The 19,504-nt window shown below is 57.5% G+C and carries 17 protein-coding genes and 1 pseudogene; 12 read left to right on the forward strand and 6 right to left on the reverse strand.

Annotation, left to right across the window (positions count from 1 at the left end; all coding sequences use genetic code 11):
• Window positions 1-112 precede the first annotated feature (112 nt).
• Window positions 113-302 (forward strand): annotated as a pseudogene (locus V2S86_RS09570) (integrase); the annotation flags it as partial.
• Between the two features lie 111 nt (window positions 303-413).
• Here the strand turns inward: V2S86_RS09570 and icd are convergent.
• The gene (gene icd, locus V2S86_RS09575; RefSeq protein WP_004943319.1) at window positions 414-1,667 is read right to left on the reverse strand and encodes an NADP-dependent isocitrate dehydrogenase; all 1,254 of its coding nucleotides are present in this window, start codon (window positions 1,665-1,667) and stop codon (window positions 414-416) included.
• A 132-nt stretch (window positions 1,668-1,799) separates the two neighbouring features.
• Between icd and rluE the strand changes: the two genes are divergently transcribed.
• The 5 genes from rluE to purB all read left to right on the forward strand — a co-directional run bounded on the left by rluE (window position 1,800) and on the right by purB (window position 6,154).
• A complete protein-coding gene (gene rluE, locus V2S86_RS09580) occupies window positions 1,800-2,426 on the forward strand; it encodes a 23S rRNA pseudouridine(2457) synthase RluE (RefSeq protein ID WP_330762220.1) in 627 nt (208 codons plus the stop codon).
• Window positions 2,427-2,487: 61 nt separating this feature from the next.
• Window positions 2,488-2,934, forward strand: coding sequence for an NUDIX hydrolase (locus tag V2S86_RS09585; RefSeq protein ID WP_311993010.1), 447 nt, complete (start codon window positions 2,488-2,490; stop codon window positions 2,932-2,934).
• Window positions 2,935-3,028: 94 nt separating this feature from the next.
• The gene (gene mnmA, locus V2S86_RS09590) at window positions 3,029-4,132 is read left to right on the forward strand and encodes a tRNA 2-thiouridine(34) synthase MnmA (protein ID WP_330762221.1); all 1,104 of its coding nucleotides are present in this window, start codon (window positions 3,029-3,031) and stop codon (window positions 4,130-4,132) included.
• Between the two features lie 2 nt (window positions 4,133-4,134).
• Window positions 4,135-4,761: a high frequency lysogenization protein HflD gene (gene hflD / locus V2S86_RS09595; RefSeq protein WP_311993011.1), complete on the forward strand. Its 627-nt coding sequence runs from the start codon at window positions 4,135-4,137 to the stop codon at window positions 4,759-4,761.
• Between the two features lie 22 nt (window positions 4,762-4,783).
• The gene (gene purB, locus V2S86_RS09600) at window positions 4,784-6,154 is read left to right on the forward strand and encodes an adenylosuccinate lyase (protein ID WP_330762222.1); all 1,371 of its coding nucleotides are present in this window, start codon (window positions 4,784-4,786) and stop codon (window positions 6,152-6,154) included.
• Window positions 6,155-6,212: 58 nt separating this feature from the next.
• Here the strand turns inward: purB and V2S86_RS09605 are convergent, their stop codons facing one another.
• The 3 genes from V2S86_RS09605 to pdxR form a co-directional block, all read right to left on the reverse strand.
• Window positions 6,213-6,914: a GNAT family N-acetyltransferase gene (locus V2S86_RS09605; protein ID WP_330762223.1), complete on the reverse strand. Its 702-nt coding sequence runs from the start codon at window positions 6,912-6,914 to the stop codon at window positions 6,213-6,215.
• Window positions 6,915-6,935: 21 nt separating this feature from the next.
• A complete protein-coding gene (locus V2S86_RS09610; RefSeq protein ID WP_311993013.1) occupies window positions 6,936-7,388 on the reverse strand; it encodes a GNAT family N-acetyltransferase in 453 nt (150 codons plus the stop codon).
• Window positions 7,389-7,523: 135 nt separating this feature from the next.
• Window positions 7,524-9,026, reverse strand: coding sequence for a MocR-like pyridoxine biosynthesis transcription factor PdxR (gene pdxR / locus V2S86_RS09615; protein ID WP_330762224.1), 1,503 nt, complete (start codon window positions 9,024-9,026; stop codon window positions 7,524-7,526).
• Between the two features lie 310 nt (window positions 9,027-9,336).
• Here pdxR and V2S86_RS09620 point away from each other — a divergent pair, with 310 nt between their 5' ends.
• From V2S86_RS09620 to V2S86_RS09645, 6 genes are all read left to right on the forward strand, one after another.
• Window positions 9,337-10,053, forward strand: coding sequence for a gluconate 2-dehydrogenase subunit 3 family protein (locus tag V2S86_RS09620; protein ID WP_330762225.1), 717 nt, complete (start codon window positions 9,337-9,339; stop codon window positions 10,051-10,053).
• Entirely contained in the window at window positions 10,054-11,832 is a 1,779-nt protein-coding gene (locus V2S86_RS09625; protein ID WP_330762226.1) for a GMC family oxidoreductase, read from the forward strand.
• Between the two features lie 20 nt (window positions 11,833-11,852).
• The gene (locus tag V2S86_RS09630) at window positions 11,853-13,124 is read left to right on the forward strand and encodes a c-type cytochrome (RefSeq protein WP_330762227.1); all 1,272 of its coding nucleotides are present in this window, start codon (window positions 11,853-11,855) and stop codon (window positions 13,122-13,124) included.
• A gap of 353 nt (window positions 13,125-13,477) precedes the next feature.
• Window positions 13,478-14,149 carry a two-component system response regulator PhoP gene (gene phoP / locus V2S86_RS09635; protein ID WP_004943295.1) on the forward strand — a complete coding sequence of 224 codons (672 nt, stop codon included), beginning with the start codon at window positions 13,478-13,480 and terminating at the stop codon, window positions 14,147-14,149.
• 5 nt (window positions 14,150-14,154) lie between these two features.
• A complete protein-coding gene (phoQ, locus tag V2S86_RS09640; protein WP_330762228.1) occupies window positions 14,155-15,612 on the forward strand; it encodes a two-component system sensor histidine kinase PhoQ in 1,458 nt (485 codons plus the stop codon).
• A gap of 84 nt (window positions 15,613-15,696) precedes the next feature.
• Window positions 15,697-16,818, forward strand: coding sequence for a ribosomal protein uL16 3-hydroxylase (locus tag V2S86_RS09645; protein ID WP_330762229.1), 1,122 nt, complete (start codon window positions 15,697-15,699; stop codon window positions 16,816-16,818).
• A 47-nt stretch (window positions 16,819-16,865) separates the two neighbouring features.
• Here the strand turns inward: V2S86_RS09645 and V2S86_RS09650 are convergent, their stop codons facing one another.
• A complete protein-coding gene (locus V2S86_RS09650; protein ID WP_330762230.1) occupies window positions 16,866-17,954 on the reverse strand; it encodes a malate/lactate/ureidoglycolate dehydrogenase in 1,089 nt (362 codons plus the stop codon).
• 82 nt (window positions 17,955-18,036) lie between these two features.
• Window positions 18,037-19,272: a peptidase T gene (gene pepT / locus V2S86_RS09655; protein WP_330762231.1), complete on the reverse strand. Its 1,236-nt coding sequence runs from the start codon at window positions 19,270-19,272 to the stop codon at window positions 18,037-18,039.
• Window positions 19,273-19,504 lie beyond the last annotated feature (232 nt).

The following is a 19,504-nucleotide window of genomic DNA, read 5'->3' on the forward strand; positions in this document are numbered from 1 at the left end:
ATACGTACCGGTATTCAGATCAAGTCGTTGGGTTGCCTCACCAAAAACCATCAAAACGACGGTCACCGGTAAAGCCCCGGTGTTTGCCTTGAAGTTTGCAAATAACGAAATTCGCGAGCTGTCGGGGTTATCTTGGAGCAAGGGCACGCCACCCAATTTTCACGAAATTCGTTCGCTGGCAGAACGCTTATACCGGGAGCAAAAAAATCAATACTCGGGATTTACTTGGGCATAAAAGCCAGCGTCAAACCGATCGATACAACGATGATCGAGGAAAAGAATGGAGAGTTGTTGGGGCGTGAAATTCGGTCATTTTTCATACCGTTTTGCAGAGGTTTTGCAGAAGAACTTTTTAGGTGGGAAAAAGTACGGGGACATCTCGCCCCCGTTAACATTAGCTACAATGGAGTAACTTACATGTGTTTAACGATAGCGTCGCCAAACTCTGAACATTTCAGCAGCTTAGCGCCTTCCATTAGGCGTTCGAAGTCATAGGTCACGGTCTTGGCAGCGATGGCGCCTTCCATGCCCTTAACGATCAGGTCAGCCGCTTCGAACCAGCCCATGTGACGCAGCATCATTTCTGCGGACAGGATGATGGAACCTGGGTTCACTTTGTCCTGGCCGGCATACTTAGGTGCGGTGCCGTGGGTCGCTTCGAACAGCGCGCAATCGGAACCGATGTTGGCGCCAGGGGCGATACCGATACCGCCAACCTGTGCGGCCAGGGCGTCGGAGATGTAGTCACCGTTCAGGTTCATACAGGCGATCACGTCGTATTCCGCCGGGCGCAGCAGGATTTGCTGCAGGAAGGCGTCGGCGATCACGTCTTTAACCACGATCTCTTTACCGGTGTTCGGGTTCTTGATTTTCAGCCACGGGCCGCCGTCGATCAGTTCGCCGCCGAACTCTTCGCGCGCCAGTTCGTAGCCCCAATCCTTGAAGGCACCTTCGGTGAACTTCATGATGTTGCCTTTGTGAACCAGGGTCACAGAGTCACGGTCGTTGGTGATGGCGTATTCGATCGCCGCACGCACCAGACGCTTGGTCCCTTCTTCGGAACATGGCTTGACGCCGATACCGCATTGTTCCGGGAAGCGGATTTTCTTCACGCCCATTTCGTCGCGCAGGAACTTGATCACTTTGTCTGCTTCGGCAGAACCGGCTTTCCATTCGATACCCGCGTAGATGTCTTCGGCGTTTTCGCGGAAGATCACCATGTCGGTCAGCTCTGGCTGTTTAACCGGGCTAGGGGTGCCCTGGTAGTAACGCACCGGACGCAGACACACGTACAGGTCCAGTTGCTGGCGCAGAGCCACGTTCAGGGAGCGAATACCGCCACCGACCGGGGTAGTCAGCGGGCCTTTGATGGCAACGCGGTAGTCACGGATCAGATCCAGGGTTTCTTCCGGCAGCCACACGTCTTTCCCGTAAACGTGAGTGGATTTTTCACCGGTGTAGATTTCCATCCAGGAGATTTTACGTTCGCCGTGGTAGGCCTTTTTCACAGCCGCATCAACCACGTGAATCATAGCAGGGGTAACGTCAACGCCAATGCCGTCGCCTTCGATGAACGGGATGATCGGGTTATTCGGAACAACCAGTTTACCCTGGGCATCGACCGTAATCTGTTTACCTTCTGCCGGAACAACTACTTTGCTTTCCATCAACCTCTCCTTCAAGCGCAATTTTTGTTAATGCTTTGTAAGATGCGTGTAGATACTACTCGAATATTCAGTCCGCGCCAATCCGAAACGGATTCGGTTATAATGCGCCTATCATCCGTAATCTCAACTGTTATGAAAAAATTCCCTGTTAAAAATCACAACGTTAAACGATTCAGCCGACCGAACGCCGCCAAACCCGCGGTAGTACAGGGCCCGCGCCGCGTGGTGTTATTCAATAAGCCCTTCGATGTGCTCCCCCAATTTACCGATGAAGCCGGCCGCGCCACGCTGAAAGAATACATTCCTTTTCCCGATGTATACGCCGCCGGGCGGCTGGATCGCGACAGCGAAGGGTTATTGGTGCTGACCAATGACGGCAAGCTGCAAGCGCAGCTCACCCAGCCGGGCAAACGCACCGGTAAAGTGTATTACGTCCAGGTGGAAGGTGCGCCACAGGAAGCCGATCTGGCGCAGCTCCGCAGCGGCGTGACGCTCAAAGACGGCCCCACTCTGCCGGCCGGCGTGGAGTTGGTCAGCGAGCCGCAATGGCTGTGGCCGCGCAATCCGCCGATCCGCGAACGCAAGGCGATCCCTACCGCCTGGCTGAAAATCACCCTGTTCGAGGGCCGAAATCGCCAGGTGCGTCGCATGACCGCGCATATCGGGTTCCCTACCCTGCGCCTGATTCGCTACAGTATGGGCGAGCTTTCCCTGGGTGCATTGCAACCTGGCGAATGGAAAACCCTTGATTCGCTGTAGTCATCTGCGGGAAAAACCAAGGGTATGCCAGCACACCAACCAGCCGCTGTAAGGGGCCGTTATGTTTAAACCGCACGTCACCGTTGCCTGCGTGGTTCACGCCGCCGGGAAGTTTCTGATCGTCGAAGAGACCATCAACAATAAGGCGTTATGGAATCAGCCGGCCGGCCACCTGGAGGCCGATGAAACCCTGGTGCAAGCCGCCGAACGCGAACTGTGGGAAGAAACCGGTATTCGCGCCACGCCGCAGTCGTTCCTCAAGCTGCACCAGTGGATCGCCCCGGACAACACGCCGTTTTTGCGTTTTTGCTTTGTCATTGAGCTGGAGCACCCCCTCCCCACCGAACCGCAAGACAGCGATATCGATCGCTGCCTGTGGCTGAGCGCCGAAGAGATTTTGCAAGCACCTAACCTGCGTTCCGCACTGGTTGCGGAAAGCCTCCGCTGTTACCAGCAGCCGGAGCGCTACCCGCTCTCCTTGGTCAGCAGCTATAACTGGCCGTTCTGAGATGAATAAGTGCCGTGCGCCGGCGCGGCCAACGTGGTAAAATCCTGCGCTTGTTTTTTATCGCACGGTTCGTGTTCAAGTTCGTGAGACTCCCATGTCAGATAACAGCCAGAAAAAAGTAATCGTCGGTATGTCCGGCGGCGTCGACTCTTCCGTTACTGCCTATTTGTTACAGCAGCAGGGCTATCAGGTCGCTGGGCTGTTTATGAAGAACTGGGAAGAGGACGACGACGAAGAATATTGCTCCGCAGCGACCGATTTGGCCGACGCGCAGGCAGTATGCGACAAACTCGGCATCGAGCTGCATACGGTGAACTTCGCGGCAGAGTACTGGGACAACGTTTTTGAGCTGTTCCTCGAAGAGTACAAGGCCGGCCGCACGCCGAACCCGGACATCCTGTGCAATAAAGAAATCAAATTCAAAGCCTTCCTGGAATTCGCCGCAGAAGATCTGGGGGCGGATTTTATCGCCACCGGGCACTACGTGCGCCGCCAGGACGTGGACGGCAAAAGCCGCCTGCTGCGCGGCGTCGACGGCAACAAAGACCAGAGCTATTTCCTGTACACCCTGAGCCACGAGCAGGTCGCGCAAAGCCTGTTCCCGGTCGGTGAACTGGAAAAGCCGGAGGTGCGCCGCATCGCCGAGCAACTGGAGCTGGTTACCGCCAAGAAAAAAGACTCTACCGGCATCTGTTTTATCGGCGAGCGCAAATTCCGTGATTTCCTCGGCCGCTACCTGCCGGCGCAGCCAGGCCCTATCGTCAGCGTCGATGGCCAGACCGTCGGCGAGCACCAGGGGCTGATGTATCATACCCTCGGCCAGCGCAAAGGGCTGGGCATCGGCGGCATGAAGGACAGCAGCGAAGATCCGTGGTACGTGGTAGACAAAGACGTCGCCAACAACGTACTGGTAGTCGCTCAGGGGCATGATCACCCGCGCCTGATGTCCACTGGCCTGATCGCGCAGCAGCTGCATTGGGTCGATCGCCTGCCGCTGAGCGGGCCAGTACGCTGTACGGTGAAAACACGTTACCGCCAGCAGGATATCCCGTGCACCGTTACGCCACTGGATGACCAGCGCATCGAAGTGCGTTTCGACGAGCCGGTCGCCGCCGTCACCCCAGGCCAGTCAGCCGTGTTTTATCAGGACGAAATCTGCCTCGGCGGCGGCATTATCGAACAGCGTTTACAGGAGTAACCGTGGCGAAGAATTATTATGACATTACGCTGGCGATGGCTGGCATCAGCCAGTCGGCGCGTCTGGTCCAGCAGCTGGCGCACGAAGGGCAATGCGATAAAGACGCCTTGCATGTCTCGTTGAGCAGCCTGCTGCAAATGGATCCGCCTTCCACGCTGGCGGTGTTCGGCGGCGAAGAGCGCAACCTGAAAATGGGCCTCGAGACGCTGATGGGCGTACTCAATGCCAATAACAAGGGGCCAGGTGCCGAACTGACCCGCTACACCATCAGCCTGATGGTGCTGGAGCGCAAGCTCAACGCCAACAAACAGGCGATGAACCAGCTTGGCGAACGCCTCGGCCAGCTTGAGCGCCAGTTGGCGCATTTCGATTTGGAATCGGACACCATTATCAGCGCGCTGGCCGGCATTTATGTCGACGTGGTCAGCCCGCTCGGGCCGCGCATCCAGGTGATAGGTTCGCCGGCGATCCTGCAGAACACCCAGGTGCAGGCCAAGGTTCGCGCCACACTGCTGGCCGGCATCCGTGCCGCCGTGCTGTGGCAGCAGGTTGGCGGCAGCCGCCTGCAATTAATGTTTTCTCGTAATCGTCTGTTTAAACAGGCGCAAAATATCGTTGCTCATTGTTAATCGATCCCAGGAGTTGCTACCGATGGAATTATCCTCACTGACCGCCGTTTCACCCGTTGATGGACGCTACGGTGATAAAGTCAGCGCACTGCGCACCATTTTCAGCGAATACGGTCTGCTGAAATTCCGCGTGCAGGTTGAAGTACGTTGGCTGCAAAAACTGGCCGCCTGCGCAGAAATCAAGGAAGTTCCCGCTTTTGACGCCGACGCAAACGCTTTCCTCGACAAGATCGTCGCAGAATTCAGCGAAGAAGACGCACAGCGCATCAAGACTATCGAACGCACCACCAACCACGACGTGAAAGCGGTTGAGTATTTCCTGAAGGAAAAAGTGGAAACCGTCCCTGCCCTGCAGGCGGTCTCCGAGTTCATCCACTTTGCCTGCACCTCAGAAGATATCAACAACCTGTCCCACGCGCTGATGCTGCAAACCGCACGTCAGGACGTGGTGCTGCCGTACTGGCGCAAAATCATCGATTCGATCAAGGGCCTGGCGCTGGAATATCGCGACATTCCTTTGCTGTCCCGCACCCACGGCCAGCCGGCGACCCCGTCGACCGTAGGTAAAGAATTCGCCAACGTGGCCTACCGTATGGAACGCCAGTTCCGTCAGCTGGAACGCGTCGAAATCATGGGTAAAATCAACGGTGCGGTCGGCAACTACAACGCCCACATCGTCGCTTACCCAGAAGTGGACTGGCACCAGTTCAGCGAAACCTTCGTCACCTCGCTGGGCATCACCTGGAACCCGTACACCACGCAGATCGAGCCGCATGACTACATCGCCGAGCTGTTCGACTGCGTGGCGCGCTTCAACACCATCCTGATCGACTTCGACCGTGATATCTGGGGTTACATCGCCCTGAATCACTTCAAGCAGAAGACCATCGCCGGTGAAATCGGCTCTTCCACCATGCCGCACAAGGTCAACCCGATCGACTTCGAAAACTCCGAAGGCAACCTGGGCCTGTCCAACGCGGTGCTGGGCCACCTGGCCAGCAAACTGCCGGTTTCCCGCTGGCAGCGCGATCTGACCGATTCCACCGTGCTGCGTAATCTGGGCGTGGGCCTGGGCTATGCGTTGATCGCCTATCAGGCGACCATGAAAGGCATCAGCAAGCTGGAAGTCAACCAGGCGCACCTGCTGGACGAGCTGGATCACAACTGGGAAGTGCTGGCCGAGCCGATCCAGACCGTGATGCGCCGTTACGGCATCGAAAAGCCGTACGAGAAGCTGAAAGAACTGACCCGCGGCAAGCGCGTGGATGCCGCCGGCATGCAGGCGTTCATCGAGGGTCTGGCGCTGCCGGAAGAAGAGAAAACCCGCCTGAAAGCCATGACCCCGGCTAACTACATTGGCCGCGCCGCCACTATGGTTGACGAGCTGAAATAATCGGTCTGGGCAGAAAGCAAAAAGGCGGCCAAATGGCCGCCTTTCGTATTTTAGCGCCTCAACGCATAAATGCCTGCAATCGCTGCTTCTGCTGCCCCTGCGCGTTGAAGTTGTCGGGGCTTAACCACTGCTCGAAGGCGGCTTTAATGGCCGGCCAGCGATCCGAGGTGATGGCGAACCAGTCGGTATCGCGGCTACGGCCCTTGGTGATCACCGCATACCTGAACCGGCCCTCGTAATTGAAACCGAACCTTGCCGCCGCCTGTCTGGACGGCGCGTTGTGGCTGTCGCACTTCCATTCGCAGCGGCGATAACCCAAATCATCGAACAGGTGCCGCAGCATCAGATAGATGGCTTCCGTTGCGCTGGAGCGTTGCTTCATCGCCGGCGACCAACTGACGTGGCCAATCTCCAGCACGCCGTTGCCTTCATCGATGCGCATATAAGCTACGGTGCCGACCGGTGCCTGGCTTGCGCTATCGAACACCGTCAGGTTCACCAACGCGGGATTAGCCTGAAGCTGAGTCAGATGCTGCAACATCGCCGCCGGGCTGTCCGGCCGCTCGCTGGGTAAATAGGTCCAGTCGCGGCCATCCGGTGCCAGTTGGAATGCGCTGAACAGGGCAGCATGATCCCGCTGCGGATCAAGCGCTTTCAGAAAACAAAAATGCCCGTCAAGCGGCTCTCCGGCAGGCCGTTGCGGCACCCGCCAATCGGTTAATGGCTCGCCCACCGGCTGCCCGAATTGATTGAACGCCATACAACCCCTCGTAGTCGGTAATTAACGGGTATAGATGATAAACGAACTTCTTTTGCCTATTTTGTCGTACAGCGAACGTGCCGGGGCGTTATATTCCTGCGTCATCCAGTAAACCCGATCGCTGCCCTTTTCATTGGCAAGCTGATAAGCCTGCTTAAATAACTTCTCGGACACCTTCTTGCCGCGCGCCACCGGGGAAACGTAGAGATCTTCAATATAGCAATAGCCGGCGGAGCTCCAGGTTGAAGGATGGAAAATCAGGTTCATCAACCCCAGAAGATTGCCGTTTGCGTCTTCCGCCACCAGCCCATAGACCTGCTGATCCGAGCATAAGCGCTCAAAAGTGTGCTCGGTGACCTGCGCGGCAATTTCCGCACGATAAAAATGAAGATATCCCTGCCACAGATCCAACCACTGCGATTTATCGCCGTTTTGTATTTTGCGTACCACAACGTCATTGTTTACTGGGTGCATAGTGCCTCTCTGGTTTTAAGATATTATTTCCACAAGAGAAATAACCTAATGCCAACAGGGTACACCGGCCATTGCGGGCTGAATACAGACCAATTCATAACAGTGAGCAGACCAATTTTGACGACATAAACGCCTTTAATCGGCCTGCGGCAGCGCGCTGAAAACAGAGGATAATTTTTTGATGAATTTGACGATTTCATCCGGTGTGTAGGCCGAGAAGCCAAACACCAGCGCCCCTTCCCGAGGTTGGCCGGTGTAAAAATCCGCCAGCCCATAGACTTTCATCCCCTGCGCGGCGGCGGCCCGAATCAAGCGCCGCTCGGTAGCCGCATCCGCCAGCGGGCATACCAATTGCAGCCCGCCCTGCGGCAGCGGTGGCCGAGTCCAGGCAGCAAGATGCTGATGGACCGCCGCATGCAGAATATCGAGCCTGGCCTTATACAGCTTGCGCATATTCCTTAAGTGTTCAGCATAAAAATCGCCATTTAAAAAGCGGAACAGGGTCATTTGCGGCAACGCAGAGGTATAACCATCCTGGAATTGTTTGGCGGCCACCATAGGTTTGATTAACTGTGGCGGAACGATGATAAAACCGATGCGCAGCCCCGGAAACAAGGTTTTGCTGAAGGTGCCGATATACAACGTGCGTTGGTATTTATCCAGCCCCTGTAACGAGGCCCTGGTCAGCCCGTCATAATTGAATTCGGAATCGTAATCATCTTCAATAATCCAGGCCTTGTGCTGCTGCGCCCATTCCAGCAATTTTAATCTTCTGTCGAGGCTGAGCGAATGCCCCAGCGGATAATGATGAGATGGCGTGACATACACGCCCCGCCCGCGATGGCGCGCGTCGATTAATGCGTCAATATCCATTCCGTCATGATCGACCGCGACAGGCTGGGCGATGATCCCCGCGGACTGCACCAGCTTTTTAGCCCCCTGATACCCCGGCTCTTCGACAAATACCCTGTCGCCAGGATTGAACAACACCTGGGTACACAGCGACAGCGCCTGTTGGGAACTGGTCGACACTATTACCTGGTCCACATTGGCCTTAACGCCCCGTTCGCGCCGCAGATACTCAATGATCTCGCCCCTCAGTTCCACCAATCCCTGGGGATCGGCATAGCCCAACAGACGTTCGCCATACTGCCGTACCGCCAGCCTTTCCAGCTGCAGCCAGCTATCTATCGGGAACAGCCGCAGGTCAGGCAGAGACGGCGTGAGTGAACTGGCGCGGCTGGTATGCGGCACATGGGCGGCCACCAGCAACGAGCGGCCATGCGCGCTCAGTTCCCGCTCCGCCAACAGTGCGTTTTCGGCATCGTCCGCCGCCAACAGTTCGCGGCCAATCAGGGTGCTTTGCTGATAACTGACAAAGCTGCCGCGCCCCACCGCCCGGGCAATATAGCCTTCGGCTTCCAGTTGGGCATAGGTCTGCTCAACGGTGGCGCGTGAAATTCCCAGCCGGGCAGCCAGCACCCGGCTGGGAGGAAGTTTCGCCAGATATTGCAGCTCCCCCGCCGTCACTTGCTGTTTGATGGTCAGATGCAGCGCAGCTTTGCGCGTCATGCCCTGTTGCAAATGCCGGGCAAAGGCAGCCAGTAGGTTGTCTGGGGAGGTGGGGCTGTGTTTCATGGTGCTCCGGTCAGAGGAAAGGGGCAGTTTTACTGCCCTACTTTACCTTATTTCAGCCCCTTCGCGGGCATGCCAGGGGATTGTTCGGGATCAAATCCATTGTAAATAAAATGTTTTGAAACAGATCATTTATTGTTCCATTTGCGACGCAAGCCCTACACTTAAACAACCACATAATTAGCGTGCTAATTATGTGGCAGGTCTCATTTTCATGACCCGACCTTGCCCGTTTACTGCTGCTGGATAGCGGCGGTGCAGACTCGTATTGCCTGCGCGGGCATTTACTGTGAAACATGTTCAAGGTGGAATTATGTCGCAACAGCAAAACCCCACGCCGCCTCGGCGTAACTTTCTAAAAAAGACCCTGGCGTTAATCCCGCTGGCCGCTACGAGTAGCGGCATGATGGCGCGGGAAGCGAAAGCCGCGCCCACCGCCGGCGTCTCTGCCCACTATGTGCCGGTTTATTTCAATAACGACGAATGGCGTTTTCTGCTGGCAGCCTGCGATCGGCTCATCCCGAGCGATGCTAACGGCCCCGGCGCGGTGGATCAGGACGTACCGGTTTTTATCGACCGGCAAATGGAAACCCCCTACGGCCACGGTGGGCTGTGGTATATGCATCCGCCGTTCGTGCCTTCCGCGCCGGAGTTGGGCTATCAGTCCAAGTTGACGCCACGTGAAACCTATCGAACCGGCATTCGCGAGATTAATGCCCACTGCCGGCGGCAGTTCCAAAAAGCCTTTGCCGATCTCGGCCACGCCGAACAGGAACAGCTGCTGACGGCGCTGGAACACGGCCAGCTGGATTCCGATTCTCTGCCCGGCACGCTGTTTTTCAATCAACTGCTGGCCAATACCAAAGAAGGGTATCTGGCCGACCCGGTTCACGGCGGCAACCAGACATTGGCCTCATGGAAGCTGATCGGTTTTCCCGGCGCACGGGCGGATTACACCGATTGGGTCAACCGGCCCAATCAGCCTTATCCTCTCGGCCCGGTCAGTATCTCAAGCAAAAGGAATGCATAAATGAGCGCAATTAAAAAACCGCCGGTAGACGTGGTGATCGTCGGGTTTGGCTGGACCGGCGCCATAATGGGAATAGAGTTGACCGAAAGCGGCCTGAGCGTGCTGGCGCTTGAACGCGGCGAACGGCGTGACACCTATCCGGACTTCGCCTACCCGCGTATTGCCGACGAACTGACCTACGGTATCCGCCTGAAGCTGGCGCAGGAAATGGCGCATGAAACCGTAACCGTTCGCCACACGCCGGCCGACTTCGCGGTGCCCTATCGCCAGCTCGGTTCATTTCTGCCCGGCAACGGCGTCGGTGGCGCCGGCGTCCACTGGAACGGCATGCACTGGCGTGCATTGCCTTCCGATTTAAAGTTGCATACCACCCTTAATGAAAAATACGGCGCCAAATGGATCCCGGAAGGCATGACGTTGCAGGATTATCCGCTCAGCTACCAAGAGTTGGAGCCTTACTTCGATAAATTCGAAAAAGTCTGCGGCACCGCCGGCAAGGCCGGTAACCTGCAGGGCAACATCATCAAGGGCGGCAACCCGTTCGAAGGGCCGCGCAGCAGCGAATACCCTACCCCGGCGCTAAAACAGCTCTACTCCGGTTCGCTGTTTGGCCAGGCCGCCGAATCTTTGGGTTACCACCCGTTCCCCGTTCCTGCCGCCAACTGCTCCGAGCCCTACGCCAATACTTACGGCGTCCAACTCGGCCCCTGCAATTTTTGCGGCTATTGCGAGCGCTTCGGTTGCTTTATGTACTCCAAGGCGTCGCCGCAGACCACCATTCTGCCGGTGCTGACCAAACGTAAAAACTTTGAACTTCGCACCCAGGCGCAGGTGATCAAAGTGAATCTGGACAGCAGCGGCAAGAAAGCCACCGGCGTCACTTACATCAACGCGCAAGGGCAAGAGATCGAACAGCCGGCCGATCTGGTGATCCTCAGCGCCTTCCAGTTGCATAACGTTCGCCTGCTGCTGCTCTCCGGCATCGGTAAACCTTACGATCCGGTGACCGGCGAAGGCGTGGTCGGCAAGAATTACGCCTATCAGATGAACAGCGGTATTTCACTGTTTTACGGCCAGGATACCCACTTCAATCCGTTTATCGGCGCAGGTGCGGCCGGTATGGTGATCGACGATCTGAACGGTGAAAACTTCGATCATGCCGATTTGGGTTTTATCGGCGGCGCCTATATCTCCGCTACCCGCTCCGGCGGGCGGCCGATTCAGCAAATGATGCTGCCGCCAGGCACCCCCAGTTGGGGCAGCGGCTGGAAACAGGGCATCAAGGATAACTACCCGCACTCGATGAGCATCGGCTCCGAAGGCTCGGTGATGCCGTACCGCGATTGCTACCTGGATCTGGACCCAACCTACAAGGACGCTTACGGCCTGCCCCTGCTGCGCATGACTTTCGACTGGAAACAAAATGAGATCAAAATGACGCAGCACATCACCGGCAAAATGGCGGATATCGCCAGCGCCATGAAACCCAAACAGATGGCGGTGTCGGTGAAGAAAACCGGTGACCATTATGATGTGCGGCCTTATCAATCGACGCACACTACCGGCGGCGCCATTATCGGCGACAGCCCGGCCACCAGCGTGGTGAATAAGTATCTGCAGTGCTGGGATGTGCCAAACGTGTTTGTCACCGGCGCCTGTGCCTTCCCGCAGAATCTGGCCTACAACCCTACCGGCATCGTCGGCGCGCTGGCCTACCACTCGGCCGAGGCGATCCGTAATCAGTATCTGAAAAATCCCGGCCCGCTGGTTCAGGCCTGACGGCATCATAAGGAGCTTATATGAAAGGATTTATCCCCTCGCTGTTAGCGCTGCTGATGCTGAATGCCGGTGCGGCACAGGCGGCCGACGATGCGCAAAGGATCCAGCACGGAGAATATCTGGCGCGTGCGGGCGACTGCGCCGCCTGCCATACCGCTCCCGGCGGCGTTCCCTTTGCCGGCGGCCTGAAAATGGCCACCCCGATCGGCGCCATTTACTCCACCAACATCACGCCGGACAAACAGACCGGCATCGGCGAATACAGCCTGCAAGCGTTCAGCGACGCATTGCGCAAGGGCGTGGCACGCGACGGCACCCGGCTGTATCCGGCCATGCCCTACCCGTCATTCGCCAAAATCAGCGACGATGATGTGCGCGATTTGTATCTGTACTTCACCCATCAGGTTAAGCCGGTAGCACAGCAAAATAAGGACAGCGATATTCCCTGGCCGCTGAATATGCGCTGGCCGCTGGCGCTCTGGAATCTGGCATTTCGTGAGGACGGCAGCTACCGGCCGGATGCCAAACAGAGCGCGGAATGGAACCGCGGCGCCTATCTGGTTCAGGGCCTGGGGCACTGCGGCACCTGCCACACGCCGCGTGGCATCGGTTTCCAGGAGAAAGCGCTCACCCAGAGCGACAGCGCCTATTTGAGCGGGGGCACGCTGGAGGGTTGGCACGCCGCCAATCTGCGCGCAGACCCGGTCGGCGGGTTGGGCAATTGGCGAACGGAAGATATCACCCGTTTCCTGAAAACCGGCCACACCCCAAGGTTTGCCGCTTTTGGCTCAATGGTGGACGTCGTGCAGGACAGCACCCAGCACCTGAGCGACGCCGATTTGCAGGCGATCGCCGGCTACCTGCAATCACTGTCGGGCGACAACCGGCAAAAGCCGCCGCAGGCCGACGCCCAAACGGCGAAAGCGCTGTTTAGCGGCGATGTCAGCCGGCCTGGCGCGCAAGCCTATCTGGATAACTGCGCCGCCTGCCACCGCAGCAATGGCCTGGGTTATCGCGATACCTTCCCGCAGTTGGCGCACAACCCGGCGCTGTTAAACGAGGACCCGTCTTCGCTGATCAGCATTATTATCAACGGCTCCCGCACGCCGATGACCGTCAGCACCCCCACCGGGCTGACCATGCCGGACTTCGGCTGGCGGCTGAGCGACGAACAAGTCGCCCAGGTTGCCAGTTTTGTGCGCAACAGTTGGGGTAATCATGCCCCGGCGGTGACCGCAGAGCAGGTTCGGGAGATCCGTAAAAACAGCGCAGTAAAACCCGCTCGGCAGTAGTTCTTCCCGGGCGCGCCTTCTGCGCCCGTCACTTTGCATCACGCAGTTGCCTGCGCTTTAGAGCGCGCCTTCACCCCTCCTCTGTTTAAGTTTGGTTTAACTTTGCTCCGCCATTGTTTATCCGGCGTTTATCAGCCCTTGCCGATAATGACGGCGTACATAAAATCGATAGCGCTTATTTCCCGCCAACGCTCTGCGTCTCTTGCGGTAACAGCGGGTTCTACCTACCATAACGTCAACATTCACGATCAATGGGTAAGGTAGCCGCACGCTATCCCTCACACGCTGAAGAGCGTGTTACCTTTTATAGCGGGGTGACAGGATGTTCACCCGCATAGCCACAGGAGTCCGCCATGCGAGTATTGGTTGTTGAAGATAACGGTTTGCTGCGCCACCACCTTTCCGTACAGATGCGCGAGATGGGCCATCAAGTCGATGCTGCGGAAGATGCCAAGGAAGCCGACTATTTCCTGCAGGAACATGCGCCAGACATCGCGATTGTCGATCTCGGCCTGCCGGGCGAAGATGGCCTGAGCCTGATCCGCCGCTGGCGCGCTCACCAGATGAAGCTGCCCATTTTGGTGCTGACCGCACGCGAAAGCTGGCAGGACAAAGTGGCGGTGCTGGAAGCCGGCGCCGACGACTACGTCACCAAACCCTTCCACCTGGAAGAAGTGATCGCCCGCATGCAGGCGTTGATGCGCCGCAACAGCGGCCTGGCTTCCCAGGTGATCGTCTTGCCGCCGTTCCAGATCGATCTGTCGCGCCGCGAGCTGAGCGTCGGGGAACAGCAAATCAAATTGACGGCGTTCGAATACACCATTATCGAAACCTTGATCCGTAATGCCGGCAAAGTCGTCAGCAAAGACTCGCTGATGCTGCAGCTGTATCCGGATGCGGAACTGCGCGAGAGCCACACCATCGACGTGCTGATGGGCCGCCTGCGCAAAAAGTTGCAGGCTGAATATCCGCAGGAAGTGATCACCACGGTTCGTGGCCAGGGCTATCGTTTTGATGCGAAGTGAACATCATGTTCAACAAGGATAAAAAACCTTTTTCGCTGCGCGCGCGCTTTTTGATGGCGACCGCCGGGGTGATCCTGGCGCTGTCGCTCTCTTACGGCCTGGTGGCGGTGGTCGGCTATATCGTCAGCTTCGACAAGACCGCCTTCCGCTTGCTGCGCGGTGAAAGCAACCTGTTCTTCAGCCTGGCGCAATGGAAAGACAACAAGCTCACTATCGCCATTCCGCCCGACCTCGATCTCAACTTCCCTACCCTGGTGTTTATTTACGACGACAAGGGCAATCTGTTGTGGAGCCAGCGCCAGTTGCCGGAGCTGGAAAAGCGCATCAACAAAGAGTGGCTGGAGAAATCCGACTTCTACGAAATCGATACCGATACCCGCATCAGTAGCGAAGTGCTGGGCAACAACCCCAAAGCGCAGGATCAGCTGAAAAACTATGACGACAACGACCAAAATGCGCTGACGCACTCCGTGGCGGTCAACACCTACGCGGCAACCTCGCGGCTGCCTGCGCTGACCATTGTGGTGGTCGATACCATTCCGCAGGAGCTGCAACGTTCGGACGTGGTCTGGGAATGGTTCAGTTATGTGCTGCTGGCCAACCTGCTGTTGGTAGTGCCGTTGTTGTGGCTGGCGGCTTACTGGAGCCTGCGCCCGATCAAGGCGCTGGTGAATCAGGTCGGCGAGCTGGAGAACGGTGAACGCGAGCAGCTCGACGAAAATCCCCCCAGCGAGCTACGCGGGTTGGTGCGCAATCTGAACATTTTGCTGCGCAATGAGCGCCAGCGTTACACCAAATACCGCACTACGCTGTCCGATCTGACCCACAGCCTGAAAACGCCGCTGGCGGTGCTGCAAACCACGTTGCGCTCGCTACGCACCGGCAAACAGACCACCATCGAAGAGGTCGAACCGATCATGCTGGACCAAATCAGCCGCATCTCGCAGCAGATTGGCTATTACCTGCATCGCGCCAGCATCAGTTCGGGGCAAACGGTACTGACCCGTGAGATCCACTCCGTACCCGCGCTGCTGGACAGCCTGACCGTGGCGCTCAACAAGGTGTATCAGCGTAAAGGCGTGGTGATCACGCTGGATATTTCGCCGGAAGTGACCTTTATGGGGGAAAAGAACGACTTTATGGAGGTGATGGGCAACATATTGGAAAACGCCTGCAAATACTGCCTGGAGTTCGTTGAGATCACCTCACTTCACTCCGATAAAAACCTCACCATCGTGATCGACGACGACGGACCGGGCATTCCGGAAAGCAAACGCGAATTGATCTTCCAGCGTGGTCAGCGCGTAGACACCCTGCGCCCCGGCCAGGGGTTGGGATTGTCCGTTGCGGCAGAGATCATCGAGCAGTATGACGGCACCATCAGCATCAGCGACAGCCCGCTTGGCGGTGCGCGCATGCAGGTCACCTTCGCCCGCCAGCACGATTCCCATCATCACGAATAAATTCTGTCGTTCCGGCCCCGATCCACGGGGCCAAACTTCCGTTATAATCGCACTCAGGCTCACTTCTTTCTGCTGGAATAGAACATGGATTATCAATTAGATCTGGACTGGAACGACTTTTTGCAACGTTACTGGCAAAAGCGCCCGGTGATTCTGAAGCGCGGCTTCAAAAACTTTATCGATCCAATCTCCCCGGATGAGCTGGCCGGGCTGGCGATGGAAAACGAAGTGGACAGCCGCCTGGTCAGCCACCAGGACGGCCGCTGGCAGGTTGCGCACGGTCCCTTCGAGAGCTTTGACCACCTGAGCGAGAATAATTGGTCGCTGTTGGTACAGGCGGTGGACCATTGGCATGAGCCTTCCAGCGCGCTGATGCGCCCGTTCCGCCAACTGCCGGACTGGCGGATGGACGACCTGATGATTTCATTCTCGGTCCCTGGCGGCGGCGTTGGCCCGCACCTCGATCAGTACGACGTCTTTATCATTCAGGGCACCGGCCGTCGCCGCTGGCGCGTAGGCGAGAAGGTGCCGATGAAGCAACACTGCCCGCACCCTGATCTGCTGCAGGTTGAACCTTTCGACGCCATTATCGACGAAGAAATGGAGCCGGGCGACATTCTGTATATCCCGCCGGGCTTCCCGCATGAAGGTTACGCGCTGGAAAATGCGCTGAATTACTCGGTGGGCTTCCGCGCACCGAGCGGCCGCGAGTTGATCAGCGGCTTTGCCGATTACGTACTGGCACGCGAACTGGGCAGCCAGCGTTACAGCGATCCGGACATTCAGTTGCGCGACCAACCGGCGCAGATCTTGCCGCAGGAAGTCGACGCCCTGCGCCAGATGATGTTGGATCTGGTTCAGCAACCGGAACATTTCCAGCACTGGTTCGGTGAGTTTATTTCTCAGACTCGCCACGAGTTGGACGCAGCGCCGCCGGAACCGCCGTATCAGGCCGGAGAAATCTACGAGCTGCTGCAACAGGGGGAGCCTTTGCAACGTCTGGGCGGCCTGCGCGTACTGCGCGTTGGCGACCGCTGCTTTGTGAATGGCGAGCTGATTGATACCGAACATCTGCAAGCCGCCGACGCGCTGTGCCAGCATTTCAGCGTTAACGCCGCCATGCTGGGCGACGCCATCGACGATCCGTCGTTCCTGGCCACACTCACCGCGCTGATCAACAGCGGTTACTGGTACTTCAACGACTAAACCCGATAACTATCGGATAGAGCCACCCGCTTCGGCAGGTGGCTTTTTTATACCTGCAACGCCCGCGCCCGGTAGCCGTCCAGCTCGTTTTCCGGCATGCCGACCTGTCTCGCCGCCGCGCAAATCTGCCGCCAGGTATTGGCGTCTATCGGGATCCCCCGCTGCAACCGCGCTTCACGGTTCGCTTCTTCCCATTCGCCCGGTACCTCAATCGGTTTGCCGTCGTTGGGCGGCGAAGCCTTGACCCAGTCGATAAAGGCCTCGGCCTCGGTCTGCATCTCGGGCGCGTCAAAGGCTTCCGGGTTGAGGATGATGGTGGTCATGCAGTTGAAAATGGCGCTGCTGTCGGTCTTCAGCGTGGCGTTATGGGTAGTGCGACCGCCGGAGAGCGCGCCACCGAGAATCTCGCACAGGGTAGCCAACGCATAGCCCTTGTGGGCGCCGAAGGGCAACAACGAACCAAACGGCTGTTCGTGCATCACACTGGGTTCGGTGGTCGGTTGGCCTTGTTGATCAATCAGGTAGCCCGGCGCCACGCTCAGGCCTTTGTTGTAGGCCACCCGCGTTTTGCCGTAGGCAATGCCACTGGTGGCGAAGTCCAGCAACAGCGGCTTTTTACCCTCACGCGGGAAAATCACGCAAAACGGGTTGGTGCCAAAGCGGCGATCGCTGCCGCCGAACGGCGCCACCATAGGGTCACCCACCACGTTGACGAAATGAATGGAGATAAAACCGGCGCTCGCGCACTGCTCGGCCCAGTGGCCGATGCGGCCGATATGGTGGGCGTTATGCAAAGCCACCGCCGCCAGCCCCAACTGCCGGGCACGTTCGATCCCCAGGTCCATCGCTTCACTGGCCACCACCTGGCCAAACCCCTGGCCGCCGTCAATCGTCAGCACCGCGCCCGCGTCACGCACCACCCGGGCATGAACGTTAAGCTGCAACTGCCCTTCCGCCAGCGACGCCATATAGCTTGGGATCATGCCGACGCCATGCGAATCATGCCCGGCCAGATTGGCCTGCACCAGATGTTCGGCCACCAGCGCGGCCTCCCGATCCGTGCTGCCTGCGCGGCGCCAAATGGCCTGTACGAATTGCTCAAGGCTTTGGCTGTCGATACGGTGTTCGGTGCTCATAAGGCGGGTCCTTGCGCTGAAAAGAGGTTCACAAACACTAGGAGCAAAGCGTGATTGCGGCAAGCGATTATGACAACGGCAATCAACGCTCTCTGGCGCGCTCGGCCGTCAATGCCGCGATACGCATGATGACGGCCACCGCCTGCTCCATGCCCTCGAGCGAGACGAACTCGTGCTTGCCGTGAAAATTGTAGCCGCCGGTAAACAGGTTCGGGCACGGCAGGCCGCGAAACGACAGCTGCGCCCCGTCGGTGCCGCCGCGAATCGGCTTCATTACCGGTTCGATATCGCAATCACGCATCGCCTGCTGTGCCAACGCGATCACATGCGGGTGCTCGGCCACATGCTCGCGCATGTTGTAATAACTGTCTTCGATCGCCACTTCGATATAGCAATCGCGCGGCAGGCCTTTGCCCACCTGGCGCGCCACTTCAATCATCCGGCGTTTGCGCGCTTCAAAGCCTTCATGCTCGAAATCACGCAGGATGTAGTGCATTTCGGCACGTTCAACGCTCCCCTTGAGGCTGCTGAGGTGATAGAACCCCTGGTAGCCTGCGGTGGTTTCCGGGGTTTCATCCGCCGGTAACGCCTGCTGGATACGGGTCGCCAGCGACAACGCGTTAACCATCACCCCTTTGGCGCTGCCGGGATGAACGTTGTTGCCGACAATTTTGATCGTCACCGACGCCGCATTGAAGTTTTCGCACTCCAGCTCGCCGACACCGCCACCGTCCACGGTATAGGCCCACTCGGCGTTGAATTCTTCTACGTCAAACAGCTGCGCGCCTTTGCCCACTTCTTCGTCCGGGGTAAAGGCCACGCGAATATCGCCGTGCGGGACGTTGCGCTGATGCAAGCGCACCATGGCGGTGAGGATTTCGGCAATGCCCGCTTTGTCATCGGCGCCGAGCAGCGTTTTGCCATCCGCGGTGATCAGCGTCTGCCCCAGCATTTGGTGCAGGATCGGGAACATCACCGGCGACAGCACTTCATCGCCAATGCCCAATGCAATATCGCCGCCGCGGTAATTTTCGACAATCTGCGGGTTAACGTGCTTACTGGTAAATTCCGGTGAAGTATCCAGATGGGAAATAAAACCAATGGCCGGCACCGGCCAGGCAACGTTGCCCGGCAACGTCCCCATCACACAGCCATGCTCGCTGAGCGACACCCGTTCAAACCCCAGTTCAATCATTTCCTGTTGCAACGCACGCGCCAGCTTCAGTTGCCCGTCGGTACTCGGCACATGTTTGACGTTCGCTTTAGATTGCGTGTCGAAAGAGACGTAGTTAAAAAAGCGATCAAGTAGTTTATTCATGGTATCCGCCCTCAGAATATCGCGTTTCATTATGCGGAACCGATCCGGATCAAATATTGAGACAGGTCATTTTTAACCAGAATTAACGGAAATCATTAATTCCCTCGATGTTTGCAATCTCGTCTGCCGAATCCAGCCTGACAACCTTTCACTCCCTGATGTGATCCACTTCACGCCTGGTATCTGTTGTCAGCCGCTGACCACAGGTGCCTTTTTCTGGCAACCGATTGCA

Origin of the sequence: Serratia sp. C2(1) (genome assembly GCF_036352655.1) — a bacterium.
In the GTDB taxonomy this organism is placed as follows: domain Bacteria; phylum Pseudomonadota; class Gammaproteobacteria; order Enterobacterales; family Enterobacteriaceae; genus Serratia; species Serratia inhibens.